At 64.8% G+C, this 16,977-nt stretch carries 16 protein-coding genes, 1 tRNA gene and 1 pseudogene; 6 read left to right on the top strand and 12 right to left on the bottom strand.

Going from position 1 to position 16,977, the window contains the following annotated elements:
- Positions 1-154: 154 nt before the first annotated feature.
- Both RQP53_RS07085 and RQP53_RS07080 read left to right on the top strand, forming a co-directional pair.
- Positions 155-1,357, top strand: coding sequence for an esterase/lipase family protein (locus tag RQP53_RS07085; protein ID WP_315649520.1), 1,203 nt, complete (start codon positions 155-157; stop codon positions 1,355-1,357).
- A 27-nt stretch (positions 1,358-1,384) separates the two neighbouring features.
- On the top strand, positions 1,385-2,383 hold the full coding sequence (locus tag RQP53_RS07080; protein WP_315649519.1) for a Gfo/Idh/MocA family protein: 999 nt from the start codon (positions 1,385-1,387) through the stop codon (positions 2,381-2,383).
- Between the two features lie 33 nt (positions 2,384-2,416).
- Here RQP53_RS07080 and RQP53_RS07075 read toward each other — a convergent pair whose 3' ends face one another.
- The 12 genes from RQP53_RS07075 to RQP53_RS07020 all read right to left on the bottom strand — a co-directional run bounded on the left by RQP53_RS07075 (position 2,417) and on the right by RQP53_RS07020 (position 12,297).
- Positions 2,417-4,030 carry a methyl-accepting chemotaxis protein gene (locus RQP53_RS07075; RefSeq protein WP_315649518.1) on the bottom strand — a complete coding sequence of 538 codons (1,614 nt, stop codon included), beginning with the start codon at positions 4,028-4,030 and terminating at the stop codon, positions 2,417-2,419.
- 191 nt (positions 4,031-4,221) lie between these two features.
- Positions 4,222-4,512: a hypothetical protein gene (locus tag RQP53_RS07070; RefSeq protein WP_315649517.1), complete on the bottom strand. Its 291-nt coding sequence runs from the start codon at positions 4,510-4,512 to the stop codon at positions 4,222-4,224.
- Between the two features lie 115 nt (positions 4,513-4,627).
- Positions 4,628-4,954, bottom strand: a complete 327-nt coding sequence (locus RQP53_RS07065) for a DnaJ family domain-containing protein (RefSeq protein ID WP_315649516.1) — start codon at positions 4,952-4,954, stop codon at positions 4,628-4,630.
- Positions 4,955-5,073: 119 nt separating this feature from the next.
- Positions 5,074-6,165 (bottom strand): Kelch repeat-containing protein, encoded by a 1,092-nt coding sequence (locus RQP53_RS07060; RefSeq protein ID WP_315649515.1) that lies wholly within the window; start codon positions 6,163-6,165, stop codon positions 5,074-5,076.
- Positions 6,166-6,169: 4 nt separating this feature from the next.
- Entirely contained in the window at positions 6,170-6,748 is a 579-nt protein-coding gene (locus tag RQP53_RS07055; protein ID WP_315649514.1) for a cohesin domain-containing protein, read from the bottom strand.
- 25 nt (positions 6,749-6,773) lie between these two features.
- Entirely contained in the window at positions 6,774-8,540 is a 1,767-nt protein-coding gene (locus RQP53_RS07050) for a metallophosphoesterase (RefSeq protein ID WP_315649513.1), read from the bottom strand.
- Between the two features lie 19 nt (positions 8,541-8,559).
- Positions 8,560-9,366: a PEP-CTERM sorting domain-containing protein gene (locus RQP53_RS07045; RefSeq protein ID WP_315649512.1), complete on the bottom strand. Its 807-nt coding sequence runs from the start codon at positions 9,364-9,366 to the stop codon at positions 8,560-8,562.
- Between the two features lie 279 nt (positions 9,367-9,645).
- A complete protein-coding gene (locus RQP53_RS07040) occupies positions 9,646-10,353 on the bottom strand; it encodes an RES family NAD+ phosphorylase (protein WP_315649511.1) in 708 nt (235 codons plus the stop codon).
- Entirely contained in the window at positions 10,353-10,778 is a 426-nt protein-coding gene (locus RQP53_RS07035) for an MbcA/ParS/Xre antitoxin family protein (protein WP_315649510.1), read from the bottom strand. Before RQP53_RS07035 ends, RQP53_RS07040 begins: the two co-directional genes overlap by 1 nt.
- A gap of 139 nt (positions 10,779-10,917) precedes the next feature.
- Entirely contained in the window at positions 10,918-11,367 is a 450-nt protein-coding gene (locus tag RQP53_RS07030; RefSeq protein WP_315649509.1) for an EF-hand domain-containing protein, read from the bottom strand.
- Positions 11,368-11,377: 10 nt separating this feature from the next.
- On the bottom strand, positions 11,378-12,064 hold the full coding sequence (locus RQP53_RS07025) for a lectin (RefSeq protein ID WP_315649508.1): 687 nt from the start codon (positions 12,062-12,064) through the stop codon (positions 11,378-11,380).
- A 157-nt stretch (positions 12,065-12,221) separates the two neighbouring features.
- Positions 12,222-12,297 (bottom strand) — tRNA-Ala (locus tag RQP53_RS07020).
- A gap of 198 nt (positions 12,298-12,495) precedes the next feature.
- On the opposite strand from RQP53_RS07020, the gene RQP53_RS07015 reads away from it, so the two are divergent.
- From RQP53_RS07015 to RQP53_RS07000, 4 genes and pseudogenes are all read left to right on the top strand, one after another.
- Positions 12,496-13,365 (top strand): alpha/beta hydrolase, encoded by an 870-nt coding sequence (locus RQP53_RS07015; protein WP_315649507.1) that lies wholly within the window; start codon positions 12,496-12,498, stop codon positions 13,363-13,365.
- A gap of 54 nt (positions 13,366-13,419) precedes the next feature.
- Positions 13,420-14,001, top strand: a complete 582-nt coding sequence (locus RQP53_RS07010) for a DUF3501 family protein (protein ID WP_315649506.1) — start codon at positions 13,420-13,422, stop codon at positions 13,999-14,001.
- Between the two features lie 123 nt (positions 14,002-14,124).
- Complete coding sequence (locus tag RQP53_RS07005) at positions 14,125-16,362, top strand: S9 family peptidase (RefSeq protein WP_315649505.1); 2,238 nt, start codon at positions 14,125-14,127, stop codon at positions 16,360-16,362.
- A gap of 39 nt (positions 16,363-16,401) precedes the next feature.
- Positions 16,402-16,977, top strand: a pseudogene (locus RQP53_RS07000) (hypothetical protein); the annotation flags it as partial.

Raw genomic sequence — 16,977 nt, 5'->3', positions numbered from 1 at the left:
GGGGTGTCGTTAGCTGTGTCTCCCACAGACTAGCCTAGCGCAGCCGCAAAGGCTGCCGCATCGGGGACAGCCTTGAGCCGGCGCTCTATATGGCGCATGGCAAACACTGGCACACTGGCCTCGCCGTGCTCCTGCGGTGGCTCAGAAAGCCCTGATGAACGCCAGCCATCGACCGCGAGCCGCTGATCTGCGCGGTGCCGCCCGCCTTGCGACCGAGGCCACGGCGGCCTTGACCGACCTGGTCGAGGCGATGCACGAGCGCATCACCCGGCTGCCGGGCGTGCCGCCCCCGGCTGCCGCTCGCACCAAGGGCATCACCGGCCTGGTGTACCGCAGCGTTCGCGGTGTCAACCGCCTGGTGGGCGGCGGGCTGGACGGGCTGCTGGGCCTGCTGGGCCCGGCGCTGGGCAGCAGTGCGGCCAGCGCCGAGCGTGAAGCGCTGCTGGCGGTGCTCAACGGCGTGCTGGGCGACTATCTCGCGCAGACCGGCAATCCGCTCGCGCTGCCGATGCAGTGGCGCAGCGCCGAGGGTCAGGTCTTGAGCTTGGCGCCTGATGCCTTGCGCGCCCAGCTGCCGGCGGCCGGCGATCGCTTGCTGCTGTTGCTGCACGGCCTGTGCATGAACGCCGGTCAATGGCGGCGCGACGGGCACGACCACGGTGCCGCCCTGGCCGCCGAGCTGGGCTACACGCCTGTCTATCTGAACTACAACAGCGGCCAACACATTTCGCTGAATGGCCGTGCGCTGGTGCTGCAGCTGCAGCAGCTGCTCGAGGGCTGGCCCCAGCCTTTGAGTCGGGTGGTGCTGCTGGGCCACAGCATGGGCGGCCTGCTGGCGCGCAGTGCCTTGCATCAGGCCGACGTGCTGGGCCTGGACGGGCCTGATCGGGTCACCGATCTGGTCTGCCTCGGATCACCTCACCATGGGGCGCCGTTGGAGCGGGCCGGCAACTGGATCGATCTGCTGCTGGGCGCCAGCCCCTATGCGGCGCCGCTGGCGCGGCTGGGCCAGTTGCGCAGTGCCGGCATCACCGATCTGCGTCATGGCAATCTGCTCGATGAAGACTGGGTGGGCCAGGATCGCTTTGCGCGGCGCGCCGATCAGCGTCAGCCTGTGCCGCTGCCCACAGGCATGCGCTGCTACGCCGTGGCCGGCAGCCTGCGCAGTGAGGGCGAACGGCCGCGCTGGCTGGGCGATGGGCTGGTTCCGGTGGCCAGCGCGCTGGGCAAGCACCGCGATCCCGCGCGTGCCTTGCACTTCGAGGCGCAGCGCCAATGGTGTGGGCGCGGCATCAATCATCTGCAGCTGCTGAGCAGTCCGCAGGTCTATGCAAGGCTGCGCGACTGGCTGGCCTGATCGCGTTGTGGAAATGAAAGGGAACACATGACCGAGAGCTTTCGCTGGGGACTGATCGGGCCCGGCGCGATTGCAAATCGTTTTGCCGAGGCGGTGGCCGGGCTGCCGGACTGCCGGCTGGAAGCGGTGCTGGGCCGAGATGCGCAGCGTGCGCAGGCCTTTGCGGCGCGCTGGCAGATCCCCACGGTGGCCCGGCAAGTTGACGAATTGCTGGCGCTGCCGCTGGACGCGATCTACATCGCCACGCCGCATGCGCAGCACGCCGAGTTCCTGATGGCCTGCCTGCGTGCCCGGCGACCGGTGCTGTGCGAAAAACCCTTGGTCGCCAACCTGGCGCAAGGCCAGGCCGTGCTGGACTTGGCAGCGCAGCAGGGCGTGTTCCTGATGGAAGCGCTGTGGACCCGGTTTCTGCCGGTCTATCAGCAACTGGCCCCCCGGCTGCGTGGGGGCGCTGTCGGCGAGCTGCGGTCGATACGTTCGAGCTTTTGCTTCCCCTCACGCTTTGATCCGAACAGCCGTCTCTACGATCCAGCCCAGGCCGGCGGCGCGCTGCTGGACATCGGCATCTACTGCCTGGCGATGACGCGCTGGGTGATGGCCGAGGCCCAGGGCGGCTGCCCGGCTGTGCGCGAGTTCCAGGCCGAGGCGGTGTTCGCGCCCAGCGGGGTGGATCAGCGCTTGACCGCGACCATCGCTTTCGAGAACGGGTTGGCGGCCCAGTTGGTCTGTGCCGTCGACGGCATGGCCGAGAACAGCCTGCACATCGAAGGCAGCAGCGGGCGCATCGTGCTGCCGGAGTTCTGGCAGGCTCAGGAAGCCCTGCTGTATCAAGAGTCCGCCGAGCCTCAGCGGCTGCTGGCGCCCTGGGCTATCAATGGCTTCGAGGGCGAGGTGGCCGAGTGCATGCGCTGCATCCGCGCTGGCCTGCTGGAGAGCCCGCTGATGCCGCACAGCGAGAGCCTGGCGCTGCTGGCCTGGATGGACCAGCTGCGCCGCCAGATCGGCCTGCACTATCCCTTTGAGTGAGCGGCTTGCTGAGCGCTGGCGGTGCCGGCGGCATCAGGCCGTCAGCTTGGCGGCGGCGCGCAGCTGAACGGCGTCGGGAAGGCGCTTGTCCTCCTGCTTGTCGAGCCGGAAGACCTGCACCGAGTCGTCCAGCATGCGGGCGCGCTGGTGCAGGCTGCTGGCCGAAGCGGCGAGTTCCTCGACCATGGCAGCGTTTTGCTGAGTCAGCCCGTCGAGCTGGGTGACGGCCGCATTGATCTGCGACAGGCCGCCCAACTGCTCGTCGGAGGCCTGGCTGATCTGCGCAATCAGCTGCGAGACACGCGCCACATTGTTGGCCGTGCCGGAGATGATGTCGGACACCTGGCTGGACTGCTTGACGCCAATCTCGATGGTGCGCTCTGAGTTGTCGATCAAGCCACGAATCTCTTTCGCTGCCGCCGTGGTGCGCTGGGCCAGGGCACGAACTTCCGAGGCGACGACGGCGAATCCGCGTCCGGCGTCGCCGGCACGAGCGGCCTCGACGGCGGCATTCAGGGCCAGGATATTGGTCTGGAACGAGATGGCGTCGATGACCTGGGTGATCTCGGCGATGCGGCGCGACGCTTCGCGGATGCTGTGCATGGTCTCGCCCATCTCGCGCACCGCCTGGGTGCTGTGCGCGGTATCGCGCGAAGCCAGCTCGGCCAGCTCGGCAGCGGTTTGTGCGCCGTGGGCGTTGTTGCGCACCGTGCCGGTCAGCTGCTCCATCGACGCCGCCGTTTGCTGCAGGCTGCTGGCCTGCGCTTCGGTGCGCGTCGACATATCGCTATTGCCATTGGCGATCTCGCTGATGGCCTCATCGATCTGGCTGACCTCGCTACGGGCGTCACCGACGATGGATTGCAGATTCACATTCAGCTGGTTCAAGGCCTGAGCCAGATGGCCGATGCTGTCCTGACGGCGAATGCTGATCTGCTGTGTCAGGTCGCCCGCGGCCATGCGGTTGGCGAAGTCAACCATGCTGCGCACCGGCTGCATCACCACACGCTGAGTCAGCGCATAGCTGACCAGCGCCACGGCCACGGCCAGCGCATTGCCCAACCAGCCTTCACCCAGCCAAGCCCCCAGGCCGAAAGCCAGCACGGTGCTCAAGATCGGCAGGGCGGCCATCGCATGGCTGCGCAGCGTCTGCAACTGGCGCTGCACGCGCCCGCGCCAGCCGCGTTGCATCAATTGCCCGCGATGAAGCTGTAGAGCCAAGGGCCGTCCTGCAAGCTCCTGCTCGCGGATGCGCTGATACAGCGCGCTAGCGGCGGCCACCTCGCGTTCATCGGGCTTGTTGCGCACCGACATATAGCCGACCGGGCGTGAGCCCTCCATCAGCGGCGTCACATTGGCACGCACCCAGTAGTGGCCGCCATCCTTGCGGCGGTTGACGACGACGCCACTCCAGGGCAGGCCGGCGGCGATGGTGGCCCACATATCGCGGAAGGCCTCTTCGGGCATGTCCGGGTGGCGTATCAGGTTGTGAGGCTGCCCCAGCAATTCCTGGCGCTCATAGCCGCTGACTTCGACAAAAGCCGTGTTGCAGTAGACGATGCGACCCTTGAGATCGGTCGTGGAGACCAGGGTCTTGCCGTCTGGAAAGTCGTAGCGTCGCCCGGAAACGGGGCCGTTGTCACGCATGATGCGAGTCCTTTCATTGCGGTCTTCTGCATTGAAATGGGCCTCTTGCTGGCCATCTTGCTGAGTATTGGCGGCGTGGGCTGCTGTGGACTTGACCCCCGTCAAAACGAGGTATGGAGCTGCTGGTTGGGCGGCAGATGGCGTGGCCTTGTGCACATTCGGCCCTGTTCAGGCCTGTCGGCCACCGTGCGTCAGCTCAGGCGCCGACGTTCGGGGCTGCCAAAGCGCCCCGCGGTCAGATCAGCAAACGCCGTGAACAACCAGGGGCAGCCGGGCGCCACGGCGTAGAGCTGCTTGTGCCCGGTCGAGCGGCGGCGCAGTGTCAGCAGGCGGTCCGGCGAGGACAGCAGGCCGCTCATTTCGGCCGGTGCGCCGACCGACATCTCAAAATCATTGGGCTCAAAACCGGCCAGCTTGAGGGTGCCGGAGAGCGTGCTCCACAGCTTGCCTTGGTCACCCTCGACGGAACTCCCGCGCCACATTCAAAACTCTCCATCAGTCCATGTCATGGTGGCTGGACGCTCCAGCCGCTCTGGCGATGATGAACAGCCGCGGTGACGCGGTGATGACGGGCCGCTCGGAGCGGATCAGAGCCGCTCAGAGCCGTGCATGGGCCCGCAGCGATTCCATGCGCAGCGCCAGCTTTTGTTCCAGCTCGCTGAGCTGCAGGCGCAGCGCCTGCCGTTGCGCCTCGTCGGCACACAGCTGCAGCTCGGCAGCCAGCGCGGCGCGCTGCTTGAACAGATCGACCTCGGGCGGTGCGTAGCCTGAGTTCTTCAGGATCTTGAAGGGCATGCGCAAGCCCTCCGGTGTGGCTTCCCAGCCAGCGTCTTCGGCCAGCGGTTTGCCAAAGCTCTCGGCCTGTTTCAACTCACCGTTCTGCAGAGCCTGCTGGAGATGGAGCGCGATTTCTTCGTCTTGCATGGGGAAACGTGGTCAGATGCCCGCGCCGTCGGGGCATGTCAGACCCTGATTGTCGCGCAACGGCCATCCACGCCCGCGCAGCAGACCGGCCCAGCCTGTGTGGCAAAGCCTTAGCTTGCTCAGCGTTGCAGTTGCTCCACTTCCTTGAGTGTGCGCTCGGTATTCAGGCCACCGACCATCAGGACGGCGCCGCCCGGCAGCAGCGTCGCGGAGTGCTTGTAGCGCGGCCAGCGCAGCGCGACACTTTCCTGCCAACGACCGGCCACCGGGTCATACAGCTCGGCACCCATGCTGGCCTGGCTGCCGCCGATGCCGCCGACGACGAGCAACTGGCCGCCGGAGAGCAGGTTGGCGCTGTGCAGCTGGCGGGCTTGCCGCATGGGCGGGCCCTGGCGCCAGCGCATTGTCTTCAGATCCAGCAACTCGGTGCTGGACAGGGGCTGGTTGGCATCGAAGCCGCCCGCCACCAGCACCTGCCCGTCGGTCAGCAGGCTGGCCGTGTGGGACCAACGCACCGTCGACAGCTCGCCGGCTGGCCGCCATTGCTGGCGTGCCGCGTCATACAACTCGGCGCTGCTGTTGCCGCCGGCGTCGCTGAGTCCACCGACAACGAGCACCCGGCCACCAGGCAGTGAGGTCGCGCTGTGCATCTGGCGACCACTGGCCATCGGTGGCCCGGCACGCCACTCGCCCTCGATGGGATCGAAGAGTTCGCAGCTGGCGAATGTGATCGTGTCCTCAAGGTCCTCGTCAATAGGAAAGCCTATGCCTCCGGCGATCAGCACCTGGCCGTTGGGGAGCAGGCTGGCGCTGTGGAAGGCGCGTCGCACCGTCGGCAGCCCCGGGGTGGCAAACCAGGTGTTGGCACTGGGGTCGAAAATCTCGACGCTTTCCAGGTACTGGGTGCCGTCAATGCCGCCAGCAACCAGCACCCGGCCATCGCGTAGCAAGGTGGCACTGTGCTGCGCGCGGGCCGTGTTCATCGACTCTGCGACGCTCCAGCTGCGCGTGACAGGGTCGTAGATTTCCACGCTCTTGATGGCCACGCCCTGGCTGCCGGTGCCGCCGGCGACCATCACCGTGCCGTCACGCAGCAACGTCGCCGTGTGGCCCTCGCGGGGCACGCGCAGTGCCGGCATGTCGATGAAGTGCTGGGCCCAAACTGGCGGGCACAGCAGCAACAAGGCAACCAGCAGAATCCGCACGCCCATGCCCTCAGTCCCGGCGACGGCGCGTACCGCTCCACAGGCCCACAAGGCCCAGACCGGCGAGCAGCAGCGCATAGCTGCTTGGCTCGGGAACGGCTGATACCGTGACGTCCACACCATTGAGCTGGGTCACGGGCAGGGCCGTGCCAAAGGCGTCGCCGAGTTGCGCCTGGCTGAGCGCGAAGCCGGCCACGCCGGCTTGCTTGGCGGTGAAGCTCAGGCTGGCCAGCTTGAAAGCCTGCCCCTGCACAGGGAGCGTGTCCAGCAGGCTGAGCTCACCCAGGTGAACGCGCCCGGTACCCTGTCCGCCCTGGCTGATGTCCAGTGCCTGGCCAAGGGCGGCATCGCCCAGACCCAGGCCCAGCTGATAGCCGCTGAAGCTGAACAGCGTGGCGTCGTATCCGATCTGCAGGTCGAACACGCCGACACTGTCCTTGCCATTCAGATCGGCAACCATCAGGTCGATCAGCAGCGCCGAACCGGGCTTGAGTTCGGTCGACGTAGGAATCAGGGTCAGCGTGGCAGCCGGCGCGCCGAGGCTGGCGCCGAGCAGCAGGGCGCCCAGCAGTTGGGGGAAAGCGTTCATCATGGTTCCTGTTCAGGCGTGGGGCTTAGCGCGCAATGGCGCAGTTGGGCAGGGTGCACAGCAGGGCCAGCTTGCGCAGATCAAGCGGGCTGAGCTTGCCGTCGTTGTCGAGGTCGGCATCGGTGCTGGGCGTGCTCGCGTTGGCCAGCATCTGCTGCAGCAGCTCGATGTCGCGGCTGTCAACCACGCCGTCGCCGTTCAGGTCGCCATCCAGGCTCGGCATGACGGCAAATTCACCACCACGATTGAGTACCGCCCAGACCGTCTTGCTGGCATGGTCGACGCCAAACGTGCCCAGCGCCGTGCCTGGCTTGTAGGGGCCGGCGACGAACTTCAGGCTACCGCCGAAATTGCGCGTCGCCGCCTTGACCCAGCGGCCATCCTCGTCCTTGCTCATCAGGGCCAGGGCACCGCGGGCGGCGTCCTCGTAGCGCAGCGACAGGGTGTAGACGTCGGCCTGTTCGCTACCGATGTTGTTGTGCATGCCCCAGAGGGTCAGCACGTCACTCTTCAGATTGGCGGTTTTGGCATCGGCCCGACTTTGCCAGCCGGTATTGACGTCCTGGACGGGCAGGCGCCCGTCATAGAACTTGGCCGACACGGTGTTGACGCCGTCCAGCAGCGCCATGCTGGTACCGGCCCAGCCGCTACCGCGCGGAGACTGGTCCTGAATGCCGGTGAAGCTGCCGCCATGCGGAATGATGAATTCCTTGCCGATCAGGCTGTAGCCATAGCTCTCGCGCTTGACGAAGTTCAGCGTCGGCGTGGCCTTCAGATCACAGTCCTTGCCGGCGCCCAGCGAGCCGCCGCAGCCGTTGTCGGAGGCATAGTGGGTCACCGTCAGATTGGGCCCGTCGATCTTGGCAATGTAGTAGCCGACCGTGAACAGCTCCTGGGAGATGGGTATCTCCTGACGATTGGTGGCGTTGTAGGCCTGGTCGTTGGATGGGATGGTCGGGATGTAGAACTTGTAGCTGTCGGACGAGTGGATGATGTTGTGCACGAAGGCCGTGCCATCCGGGCTCTTGACGATGGCGCGGTTGTACAGGTGGTCGTGGCCGCTGAGGAAGTAGCGCGCGCCGTTGCCCGCCATGGCCTTGATCAGCTGGTTGCGCTGCGTCGGGTTGGACGAAGGATTGGCGCCCAACAGGTTGTCGACATGGTTCTGGCCGATCAGTGGCTTGTGGGCAAACAGGAAGGCGTGATTGCCGGCTGGCTTGTTGATCAAGGTCTGCTCGATCCAATTGACTTGGTCGAGCGTTGCGCTGTTGGCGCTGCTGCTGCTGCCATTGCTGCGCACAAACTGGTCGATGGCGATGAAGGTGGCGTTGCCGTACTCGAAGGCGTAGCTCAGACCGGTCAAGCCAGTGGGGCTGCTCGGGCTGCGATGGCCTGTGGCACCGGCGACATTCGGGCCCAGGCCCTGAGTCTGCGGGAAGTTGGCGACAAAGCGGTTGGCCGCGGCGCTCGAGGGCTCGTGATTGCCGCGCACCGGGTAGAAGCCGATGCCGTTGCTGTAGAGCTGCTGAGCGGCGTTTTTCCAGACGTCGAGGCCGGCATTGCTGCCGTTGTCGGTCAGATCGCCGAACTGCAACACGAACTTGACCTTGTGCTCCACGAACTTGGGGAGGATCTGGTTCATGATGCCCAACGCCACTGTGCTGGGGTTGTTGGCAGCGTCGTTACTGGTCCATTGGGTATCGGCCATGAAGCCGAAGCTGAACGGCTCGGCGCGTACGCCGCCGGCCAGCAGGGAGGCAGCCAGCAGGCTGATCTTGAAGGTCTTTTTCATTGCTTGGTCCTGCTGGCGTTCAACGACGACGGCGCTGGGCGACAGCGCCAAACAAGCCGAGTCCGACAAGCAACAGGGCTTGGCTGGCGGGCTCGGGTACCGCAGTGATGGCCTGCACATGAACGTTGTTCAGACCGAGGATCTGATCGGGCGATGTCTGCACCGCGTTGTCATCGACCCAGCGCAGGAACAGCGACTGGCTCGGTGCCCAGCGTCCGTCCAGCGCCAGGCGGTAGTCGCTGATGCTGCTCACGCCGACCGTGTTGGGCAGCTGGCTCGCTGTCGGGTTGAGAGCGGACACATTGCGCCAGTTGCTGCCGTCAAGGCTGACGAACAGCCAATAGCCGGGCAGCTCGTTGCTTGACGATGTCTTGGTGAAACGGCGCGTGTCGTAGCTGATCAGCAGTTGGTCGACGGTGCTGTTGCCGTCGTTGTGAAGTTCCAGCTGGAAGGCCATGCCGCTGACATTGGTTGGCGAGCTGGCCAGCAGGCGGTCAGTCAGCAAGCTGCTCGAAAAGGCCGCGTTGTAGCCGCCGTTGCGGGTTGCTGTTGGCGCGCTGCTTGCTGCCAGTGCCGCGCTGGACCTCACCATGCTGGCAACGCTGTTGGAGCCATTGGCCGGGATCAGGCTGCTCCAGCTGGCATTGCTGGTGCCGCTATTGCCGTTCCAGACGCTCCATCCGGTCGGGGCGGTCGTGCCGGCGAGGCCCATGCCATCGAAGCTCTCGAAGTAGTCCGCGTTGATCAGGTGGCCGACGTTGGCTTGGGCGCCGACGCTGGCGGCGAGCAGTGCAGCCAGCAGGCTGCCGTTGAGAATGGCTGTCATGGTCCCTCGGATTGCTGTTGTGTTGAGGCTGAGCGTGACGACCCCGAAACCACTGTGGTCGGCTTGTTCAGCCCGCGCATTGGAGCGGGGCTTGATGACGGCAGCGTGTCGAAGTGAAGTTGCGGCGCTGCGGCGCTGCAGCGCACCCGGAGCGGGCTGTGGGGCGCTGGCAGGCACCGGGGCTGGCGCTTCAGCTGACGCAGCGATAGCGCAGGGACGCGCCACGGATGAGGCACGTCGGCCGCTAGTGCGGCAGCAGGGTTGCAGCGGGGCTGGCGCTCAGAGGCGGTGCAGGTCCGACTTCAGGTACCAGTCCGTCATTCGTTCGCCATTCCAGTGCAGGCTGACGTGCTCGGCCTGCCGCGCCGGCGGCTCGGTGGCGCGGGGGGTGAACAGGGCGACGCATTGGCCTCCGGCATGGCGCACGCTGTCGAAGGCGATGCCCATGCAGGCAGTGGCGCGCAGCTGCACGGCCAGCGCCTGCGAAGCGGCGTAGCTGTCGGGGGCGTAGAGCGGCGCGAAGTCGCCGTCATGCCGGCCGCGCAGTTCGATCAGATCGGCGGCGACGGTGACCCGGTAGCAGCGCATGTCGATCTCGATGGCCGGTTCCTGGGTACGGGCCAGAAAGCGGGCCCGGTGGTGACTGACTTCGGCCACCGCCGTTTCCAGCGCGGCCGCCGCGTAATAGACGCCAAAGCTGCCGTCACTGAAGCGGCTGCCCTCGGGGTTCAGGTGGGTGAATGCCGCCATGATGGCGCTACAGCCCGGGCCGCTGATGCGCTCCTGCTGCGGCACCAGGCTCAGCTCGCCGACGGCATCGCGCAGCCGCGGGTTGCCCAAGGCCTCGATGGCAAAGACGATGTCCAGGTCGGCCGGATCGGCCACCGCTTCAAACAGCGAAACCGGCGGGAAGCGGCTGGGCACCAGGCGGCAGGAGTCGCCCCAGCGCAGTTGGACTCGATCCAGTGTTTCGATCGGCAACGCCATCAGGCCCAACCTCCACGTTGCGCGTCCAGGTACTGGCGCACAACGAAGAGATCAGCCACCTGACCGGCCAAGAGCCTGTCCAACGCCGAACGGCCGCCGAACAGCGGTGCCGTGTTGGGGCGGCGGATCCAGGCATTGGCGCGTTCGGGAATGGGCAGCAGGATCTGCAGCCCGGCGTAAATGGCGAACAGATGCGACAGCCGCTCCAGCGTGGCGGCATCCAGGCCGCGCTTGACCCGCCCAGCCTTCCACTCGAAGAACATGGTGCGGCCGCAGCCGAGCAGGCGCTGCTGTTCGTCGTTGCTGAGCTGCCAGGCCTGGGCAATATTGAAAAACGTCCGCAGCGCGGCCGCCGCGGCGACCGGCGAGTGCAGATCAGGCGCCGGGCTGGACGGCGGCGCGAAGTGCTGGGGAAGCGCATTCATCAAGGTCTTTCAAGGCGGAAGCGAAGCCCGATGCCGTGATGGTAAGTCCGAAATAGTACAAATTCAATAAATAAATTCAATATTGAACTTGTTGTGGCCCGCTTGCGGCGGCCGTCGCCTTGCTGTGTCTGAGGGGCTCTCAGTGGCGTGCCGCTTTCACAGCAGGCTTTGCGGCCGGCTTGGCCTCAAGCCTGGCTTCATAGGCCAGCAGCTCGTTCAGCGACAGCCTGTCGTCATGGTTGCTGTCGGCGGCATCGAACGCCTGCATCCGCGCCTGCACCACCTCCTTGAAGGTGATGCGATGGTCGCCATTGGCATCGGCATGCTTCAGCGAGCTCAGCAGCAGGCTGCGCGCCCGGCTGGGCAGTGTCTGCAACTCGTCGTCGCTGATAAAGCCGTCGTGGTTCAGATCCAGCGCCTGCCAACTGGCAACAATGTCTTTGTGGAATTCGTCGATGCTGACGAAACCGTCGTGATTGCGGTCCAGCGCGTCAAAGATCGCGCGACTCCGGCTCGGCGCCGCCTGCGCCCAAGCGCTTGTGCCCGCAGCCAGGAACGTCAGGCCCCAGACGAAAGCTTTGAAGTTCATGTGACCCTCCTCACCAAGACCAACGCTGATTGGGCCCACCGGAGCAGAACCACATGATCACCGGCTGGCCGGGGCGTGCCCGGCCGCCCTCGATATCCAGGCACAGGCCGGTCTGGGCGCTGCGGATCTGGCGTCCGCTGGCGCGCCAGCGCTGATTGGCTTGGCCCTTGCAGTCCCAGGCAATGACCCGTGCGCCTTCGCCCTGGTTGCCGTCGGCAACGTCCAGGCACAGGCCAGCAACACGCAATTCGCCACGGCGCGTCCATTCAAAGCGCTGATTGGCGCCGCCGCTGCAATTGAAGACGATCAGGCGCCGTCCGGGTCGGGCACCGCCTTCGATGTCCAGGCAGAGCCCACCCTGGCCGCGTATCGCCGAGCCCCACCCGCCGCCGCCACTATCGTCGCCGCGGCCATCGTCACCATGCTTGCCGGCCAGTATGGCGACACCGGCGATGGCGGCTACTGCGGCGATGGCGAGGCCAACGTTGGCCGATTTGCCGTCGCCTGTATCGCCCGTTGTGGTGATCTTGAAACGGCCGCCACAGCCGCCATTGACCCACAGCTCCATATTGCTGAGGTCATAGCCCCAGCTGCGGTTGAAGCGGCAGGCGCCGGCAAGCTGCTGGTCCAGCTCGACCTCGGTGCTGCCGTCGGGCAAGCGCATCGACTGGTAGTCGCCGTTTGAGCGCAGTTCCACCACTTGTTCGGCCGCCCACGCTGGTAGGGCATGGCAGCACAGACTGGCGGCGGTCAGCGAGGCCAAGAATCTCTTGCTTGCTTTCAATGTTGTACTCCCCGCTGGGGTCAGGTCTTGCGTGGTGCATGCTTGCCATGGTGCAGGCATGGGCGCTTGGTGGTGGAGAGGACGAGGATCGAACTCGCGACCTCCGCATTGCGAACGCGGCGCTCTCCCAGCTGAGCTACCCCCCCACTCGAGCGCCTCGCTGATCGCGACTCGTGCGGAAAAGTGTAGCCAAGCCTGGGACAGTAGCGCTCAGGGTTTGGCTGGATGTCAAGCCACTGCGCCGGAGTTGTTGCATGCGGGTCATGCCGGGCATGGCAGGGGCGCGGAATCGAAGAAACTCAGGGCCATCTTTCTCAATCCTCGCGCTGGCACAGGAGTCGCCGATGGCCGAACGATCACCGCAGTGGCATGACGAGCAGTACAACAACCGTGCCCGGGTGCCGGCCAGTGCCGACATCCTGGCGCGCTGGGCCGAGGCTTCGGCTCTGTCGCGGCAGAAGAGCGTCTGCCAGTTGGATATTGCCTACGGCAGCGAGCCGGCCGAGCGTCTCGATCTGTTCAGCACCGATGTGGCCAGTGCCCCGGTGCTGATCTTCATTCATGGCGGCTACTGGCGCGCGCTGGACAAATCCGATCATTCATTCGTCGCCCCGGCCTTCACCGATGAAGGCGCGCTGGTGCTGGTGCCCAATTACGGCCTGTGCCCGCAGGTCAGCATGGAGCACATCCCCATGCAGCTGGTGCGGCTGCTGGCCTGGGCCTGGCGGCATATCGCCGACCACGGCGGCGATCCCAACCGCATCGTGCTGGTGGGGCATTCGGCAGGTGCACATCTGGCCGCCATGCTGGCCTGCTGCGACTGGAAGAGCGTGGCCCCCGATCTGCCGCGCCATCTGGTCAAGGGCGTGCTGGCGATTTCTGGCTTCTACGACCTGGCGCCGCTGCGGCGCACGCCGTTTCTGCAGGGCGATTTGCAGCTGAGCGCCGAATCGGTGCGGCGGCTCAGCCCGGCGCTGTTTCCGGCGCCGGAGGCCCCGGTCTACGCATTGGTGGGTGGTGCCGAGAGCGAGGAGTTCCGGCGCCAGAACCGGCTGATCCGTCAGGCCTGGGGCGCGCGCAGCGTGCCGATCTGCGAGGAACTGGCCGGCCACAACCATTTCGATATCCTGCACGAACTGGTCGACCCGCAGGGGCGTGTACATGCCCTGGCGCGCAAGCTGCTGGACCTGCGTTGGTACAGCGCTCTGCTATGAAGGCTTGATGCGGACGCAGGCTTCTTGCGAATCAGTCTTTGAGGAGTTGTGGCAATGACGATCACCCGTGACAGCCTGATGACGCTGGAGGCCTATGCCAAGTACCGCAAACTGCATCAGGAAGAGTTGCTGGCGCACCGCCAGCTGCGCCGGGTGCAACTGGGCGAGCACCTGAGCCTGCAGTTCGAGGACGAGGAAACGGTGCGTTATCAGATCCAGGAGATGCTGCGCCTGCAACGCATCTTCGAGGAGGACGGCATCAACAGCGAGCTTGACGCTTTTGCCCCGCTGGTGCCCGATGGCAGCAACTGGAAGGCGACCTTGATGCTGGAGTACGCCGACCCGGCTGAGCGCCGCTGTGGGCTCGAACGGCTGCTGGGCATTGAAGACAGAGTCTTTGTCGAGATTGACGGAAGTCAACGCATTTACGCGATAGCCGATGAGGATCTGTCCCGCGGCAGCTCGATGAAAGGCTCGGCAGTGCATTTCTTGCGTTTCGAACTGCCGTCTGAGTTTCGCGGGGTCTTACGTACGGAGGCTACACTGCGGCTCGGCTGCGACTTTCAAGGCGCAGTCCATGCGGTGCCGGTTTCAGCGGCGCTGCTCGAGTCTTTGATTGCGGACTTGAAGTTCTGATTCGAGTCGCTATATCGCAGGCCTGCGGCAGAATTTGCGCGCATTTTTTGAGCTTCGCCAATCCCGAGCGGATGCCGGGCTAGTGGGCGAAGCCTTTGAACCTACCTCTCGGAGATTTACGGCATGAGCTGCAATACGCCCATTTGGTCGCTGCGTTCGTTGTTTTATCAAGGGTTCTTGTTGATAGGCATGGCGAGCATCGCTACGTCTGCCGTGGCTGCCAACACTACTGCCTCGCATTCGCTCGCAGCAGATGGTTCGATAATTCGCGCTGCGCCAACTGCAACGCGAAAGCCCAAGGATGTGAGCATTCACGGTGACCGGCGCATCGACGATTTTGCTTGGCTGCGTGAGCGGGAAAGCGACTCTGGACTCGCCTACCTGCGCGCTGAGGCGCACTACACCAGCGAGTGGTTTCGTCCACTGCAAGCGTTGAGCAACGAGCTCTACGCGGAGATGGTCGGCCGTATTCAGCAAGATGATGAGAGTGCACCAGTCCGTGAAGGCGAGTACTGGTACCTGAATCGGACCGAGAAGGGCGCACAGTATCCGCTGCTGGTTCGACGCAAGGCCGATGGACCTGACCGACGCTACGATCCTTTGGCTGCACAGGAGTTTGTGCTGGACTTGAACTTGCTTTCGAAGGGGAAGAAGTACCTTTCTCTCGGAACGATGAGCGTAAGCCCGGACGCAGCCTTGTTTGCATACACGGTTGATTTCAGTGGTGCGCGTGACTTCGAGTTGCGAATTCGACGCATCAGCACAGCCACCGATTTGGAGTGGCGCGCAACCGGCGTGAGCTCGATCGCTTGGTCGGCTGATGGCCGATCAATCTTCTACGTTCGCACGAATAAGGCCAAGCGCAGCAACCAGTTATGGCGACACAGCCTTGACTCAGAGGCGGCCGATGCCTTGGTGTTCGAGGAGAAAGACGAATTATTTAACCTGAGTCTGGGTTCGACCGCCGATGGTCGCTTCCTCGTTTTGAGCAGCGAAGCCAAGGACAGCCGCGAGCAGCGCCTGCTTGATTCAAGCAAGCCCTTGGCAGATTGGCAGACAGTTATTCCTCGACGGCGCGGATTGGAGTATCAGGTTGAGCATCACCAAGGCAATCTCTATCTGACGATCAACGATACCGGTCCAAATTTCCGTCTCGTCAGCCTGCCCTTGAGACGACTGCCCCTGATGGAGGCAGACCTTCTGCAGGCGAAGGAACTGCTGGCGCAAAGCGAAGAGGCACAGATCGAGTCGGTGACGATGTTCAGAAGCCATCTGGCGCTGCAGTACAGGCAGGGCGGCTCGGTGAAGCTTCGCGTTTATCGGCATCAGGACTTCAGCGCTCAGGAGGTCGAATTCTCGGAACAGGCATATATCGCGACGAGTGGCGGACGCCTGCAGAACCGGGAATATGACACCGCTCAATTGAGGATCAACTATCAGTCGATGACGACACCCTTGACGGTTTATGACTTCGACATGGAGGCGGGCCGATTGACCTTGAAAAAGCGCCAGCCGGTGCTGGGGGGATTTGACTCGGCACGCTACGTGAGCAAGCGAATCATGGCCACAGCTGCTGACGGCACCGAGATTCCCGTCAGCCTCGTTTACGACCGCGGGCTCAGACTGCTTGGGCCGCAGCCACTTCTGCTGCGCGGCTATGGCAGCTACGGCATTCCCTCGGACCCGCGCTTCTCTGCCAGCGACATCTCGCTGCTGGATCGTGGTGTCATCGTTGCCATCGCTCATGTGCGCGGCGGTGGTGACCTGGGCCGGCGCTGGTACACAGAGGGCAAGCTGGCCAAGAAGATGAACACGTTCACCGACTTCATCGCGGCGGCCGAGACCCTCATTGCCAAGGGCTACACCCTGCCGGAGCAGCTCATCATCAACGGCGGCAGTGCGGGCGGCCTGCTGATGGGGGCGGTGACGAATATGCGCCCCGATCTGTTCAAGGCTGTGGTGGCTGATGTGCCCTTTGTCGACGTGATCAATACGATGCTCGATGAGAGCCTGCCGTTGACCACCGAAGAGTTCATCGAGTGGGGAAATCCCAAGATCATCGAGCAATACCGCTGGATGCGGACCTACAGCCCGTATGACAATCTCAAGCGCGGCGCCTACCCGGCGATCCTGGTACGCACCGGCCTGAACGACAGCCAGGTGCCGTACTGGGAACCCGCCAAATACGTGGCCAAGTTGCGCACACTGAAAACCAACGAGACGCCGTTGCTGTTCGACATCAATATGGATGCCGGCCATGGTGGCGCCTCGGGACGCTTCGATGCGTTGAGGGAGCGTGCCAAGGTCTACGCCTTCATGCTCAATCAGTGGGGGCTGCCGCGCGCCCAGGCGCAGCAGTAGCAAGTGTCGGGGCGGTCGCCATGGCGGCACAATGTCGCCATGAGCGAGCCGGGTGACGACTTCGATCCGAATGCAGTGCTGCAAAGCTTCAGCGAGCGGCTGCGCGAGCTGGATCAGCCGCCAGACCTGACGATCTCGCTGTCCGCGCTGCAAGCCCGGGCGGCGCCCCGGCCGGCCCGTGTTGCTGACCGCGAGCGTGCGGCGCGGCGCTGGAATATGGACGATGTCACCGACGTCGAAGACATCAGCGACCGGCCGCGAGCGACCGTGGTCAGCGGTGTGCATGCGCCGGGCGAATCAATCGCCGAGCCCCAGCCAAGCACTGCAGCGGTGCCGCCGACCACCAAGGCGCCGGCCTCGGACTGGCTGCAAGCGCAGCAGGCGGCGCGTCGCAGGGCAGAGCTGGCCGCCCAACAGGCCAAGTCGCTGGCCGCGCAACAGCGTCGTGAGGCCGCTCGCGCCGAACGACTGGCCGCACGCCAGGCCGCCGATGCGCGCCGCCTTGAACAGCAGCGGCTGAAACGCCAAACGGCGCAGCTGCGCGCCGAGCTGAAGGCCGCTGCGTTGGCTCAGGAACGCGCCGCCGCAGCCCGACTTCAGTCCGATGTCCATCGC

The organism is Roseateles aquae (assembly GCF_032337115.1).
In the GTDB taxonomy this organism is placed as follows: Bacteria; Pseudomonadota; Gammaproteobacteria; order Burkholderiales; family Burkholderiaceae_C; genus Roseateles_C; species Roseateles_C aquae.
This window is presented reverse-complemented; position numbering and strand designations above follow the sequence as displayed.